3 protein-coding genes are annotated in these 3,239 nt (G+C 62.6%); all 3 read right to left on the bottom strand.

Going from position 1 to position 3,239, the window contains the following annotated elements; translation table 11 throughout:
* Positions 1–184: ExbD/TolR family protein (locus P0D89_RS51845; RefSeq protein ID WP_408379463.1), on the bottom strand; the 184-nt coding region annotated here is incomplete at its 3' end.
* Position 185: 1 nt separating this feature from the next.
* Positions 186–878: a MotA/TolQ/ExbB proton channel family protein gene (locus P0D89_RS51840; protein ID WP_408379460.1), complete on the bottom strand. Its 693-nt coding sequence runs from the start codon at positions 876–878 to the stop codon at positions 186–188.
* 18 nt (positions 879–896) lie between these two features.
* Positions 897–3,149 carry a TonB-dependent receptor gene (locus P0D89_RS51835; protein WP_408379457.1) on the bottom strand — a complete coding sequence of 751 codons (2,253 nt, stop codon included), beginning with the start codon at positions 3,147–3,149 and terminating at the stop codon, positions 897–899.
* Positions 3,150–3,239: the final 90 nt, after the last annotated feature.

The following is a 3,239-nucleotide window of genomic DNA, read 5'->3' as shown; positions in this document are numbered from 1 at the left end:
GCGCCCGGTACACCTTGGGGGGCGGCAGGCTCTGTGCGCTCGCGGCCGACGGCAGCTGCGTGCGCAGACCCGCGTTCGGAATCATGTGCAGCGTGATCATGATGAAAAACACCAGCATGAAGAACATGATGTCGATCATCGGAATGATCTCGATGCGCGCCTTGCGTGCCTCAAAGTACTTCACGTCATGCTCCCCGCCGGGCGAGCGACCCGATCACCCCGTACGGGGTTTCGGTTTCCGCCTCCCGCGCGACCTGGACATCCGGGATGTCGCTCGTCAGGCGATTGACGAGCGCGGTCTTCAGCGTATCGAGCTGATGCACGACGAGTCGCACGCGACTATGCAGGCCATTGAAGAACACAAGGCCGATCATCGCGACGAACAGGCCCGACGCAGTCGCGATCAGCGCCTCGGCGACGCCGCCCGTCACCTGGGTCGGCGCGTTGCCCGGATTCGACAGCACCTGAAACGCGTCGAACATGCCGACGATCGTGCCGAACAGGCCGAGCAGCGGCGCCAGCGTGACGGCGGTATCGAGCACCCACAGGAAGCGGTCGATGCGGGGAGCCTCGCGCATCACCGCTTCCTCGAGGCTCGCGGCGAGCGTGTCACGATCGGCGCGTCCGGCGAGCCGGCACGCGGTTGCGATCACGCTGCCCGTCGGCAGCCCGTCGTGTCGTTGGGCCCAGGCCGCGAGCGCGCTCGCGCTCAGCGCCTTGTGCTGGTCCAGTTCGGCAAGCGCCGCTTGCGCGTCGCGCGCGACCCGCTGCAGGAACCACACGCGCTCGATGACGACGGTCAAAGAGACGAATAGCAGCACTGCAATCAGATACAGCACGCCGCCGGAATGATGGGCGACGCGTAGTAGGGTGTTCATCGGCATGTTCGATCCTCCTCAAAAATCCGCATGCAGGGTGACGTAGGCGGCCAACGGCGGGCCGAGGTAGGCGCCGACCACGTTGGTGGCGATGTAGTAGCGCTGGTTGGTGACGTTGTCGATGTTTAGATCGACCCCCCAGTGATGCTCCGCGTAACCGAACTGCAGGTTTTCGATCAAAGAGGCAGGCGCCCAGTCGTAGCCGTTGGCGAAGCCGTTCGTCATCCGGCTCATGTAATTGATGCCGGCACCCGCATGAAAGCCCGCCCTGCCGAAGAGACTGAAGCGATACGTCGTCCACAGGTTCGCCATATAGGCGGGCACGCCCTGCGGGACCGTACCGACCGCGCCAGGAGTGTCTGGGCTATAAGTGATATGCGCGTGCTGCGCGGTGAAATTCGCGTACACGTGCCAGTTCGGTGTGAGATCCGCGTCGAGCGACGCCTCGGCGCCGCGCGTGCTCTGCGAATCGAACGCGATCTGGTCGTCGCCGAACGGGGTCGCCACGTGTTCCCGCTTCACGTCGAACAGCGCGGTGTTGAGCACGTAGCGCCCGTCGTCGAGCGACCACTTTACGCCTAGCTCGTATTGCAGCGCCGATTCCGGCGGGCCGATGGAAAACGCATCGTTCTCCGAGTTGAAATTCGCGAGGTAGCTGCGCGATACGCCGAAATACGGTGTCATCCAGGGCGTGACCTTGTACAGCACGCCGGCGTTCCAGCTGGTCGGGGCATCGTTGCGCGTATACGTATTGCCCTGAACCAGCGTGATGCCGTCGTTGGCGGTACGGTTCGGCTCGCCGGGGAGCGGGTTCAGGGTCAGCGACGTATCGAACCAGTCCTTGCGCACGCCCGCGCGAATCTTGAACTTGTCCGTCACGTCCACCTGATCGGTCGCGTAAATGCTGTAGAAGTTCGCGTACACATGGTCGTTCTGGCACGAGTGAGAGGGCGCGCACTGGAAATTGAGGCTTGCGATGGAGGTTTCCCTCGGAACCGGCGCGAAGATGTCCTCGATGTCCGGAAGGTCTGCCGTCGCCTTGACAGTGTTGAGATCCTGGTTCAGGTATTCGAAGCCCGTCAGCAGCGTATGGTGGATGCTGCCGGTCGAGAATTTCCAGACCGGCTCCAACTGGTAGTCGAGCGTGTTGAGCGAATCGTTCTCGTCGCGCAGCTGGCGGCCCGTGAATGTGTTGCCCTTGACCTTCGCGTGCGTGCTGTCGCCGTTGCTGTAGAAGTCCAGCGTGTGGTGCATGTACGACAGACGATTGTTGATCGTCAGGTAGTCGCTGATGCGCCACTCGTCCGTGAGCGTGGCGCGTACGTAGTTGCCATGTGCGTTCGCGAACGGCGTCGAATATTTGGCGTCGAACGGGACATTGCGGATCGGCGCCCCCTTGTAATAGATCATCCCGTATGAGTCGGGCGTTGCCATATAGTCCTGCGCGTCGATCGAGAATTCGATCTTGTGGTCGCCGATTTTCCATTGCAGATCGGGACGGATTTCCTTGTTCCACGATGCCAGGTCGCGGTAGCCGTCGGAGCGGCTGGCGGTGGCGTCCACGCGATAGTTCAGTCCGTCGATACCGGTTGGACCGGTGACGTAGCCACTGGCGTTAACGGTACCGAACGAGCCCGCCTGGATATTGCCGCCCCAGTGGAACTGCGCCGACGGCGTGTAGTGGATCAGGTTTATCGCGCCGCCCGGAGGGCCGCTGCCGAGCAGCGATGACCCCGGTCCTTCGAGTACTTCGATGCGCTCGACGCCCAGCAGCGAATGCGTCGGGCCGTTGACCTGGTCGCCGTCCGAGAAGCCGTCGTCATAGGTCTGCGCCTGCAGGCCGCGGATCATGAAGTGATCGGTGAAGCCTTTCGAATCGGTACCGCCATAGTTCACGCCGGACACGTTGCCGTTCCGGATCGCTTCCTGCAACGACGTGACGCCTTGTTCGTCGAGAATCCCGCGCGGAATGACCTGCACGCTCATCGGCAGGTCGCCGAGCGCGGTACCCGTCTTGCTGACGTCCATGACCTGATACGGGTCGTTGACGTTATGGTCGCGCCCGGCCGCGGCCGTCGCAGCGTTGACGGAAATCTCACCGAGCGTGCCCGCAGGTTGCGTCTGCCCGGTTTGCGTCTGTTGACCTTGTGCTTGCTGAGACTGCTCCTGTTGAGCTTGTTGAGCGTTCGCCACATGGGGGAATGACAAACCGGCAAATAGCGCCGATACGGCAATTGCGGTTCGGGACCTGGATACGTTCGTTGACTTCACGCGGTGCTGGATATTGTTGTAGACGGTAGTGAGAAGGTCGGCGGGCGGCCGTCCGTAGGGACAGCGCCCCGCCGTGACTGGCTACTTCGA

The sequence above is a fragment of the Paraburkholderia sp. RL18-085-BIA-A genome (assembly GCF_046027075.1).
In the GTDB taxonomy this organism is placed as follows: Bacteria; Pseudomonadota; Gammaproteobacteria; order Burkholderiales; family Burkholderiaceae; genus Paraburkholderia.
The sequence above is the reverse complement of the archived record's forward strand: the minus strand, read 5'-3'. Positions and strand labels throughout refer to the sequence as shown.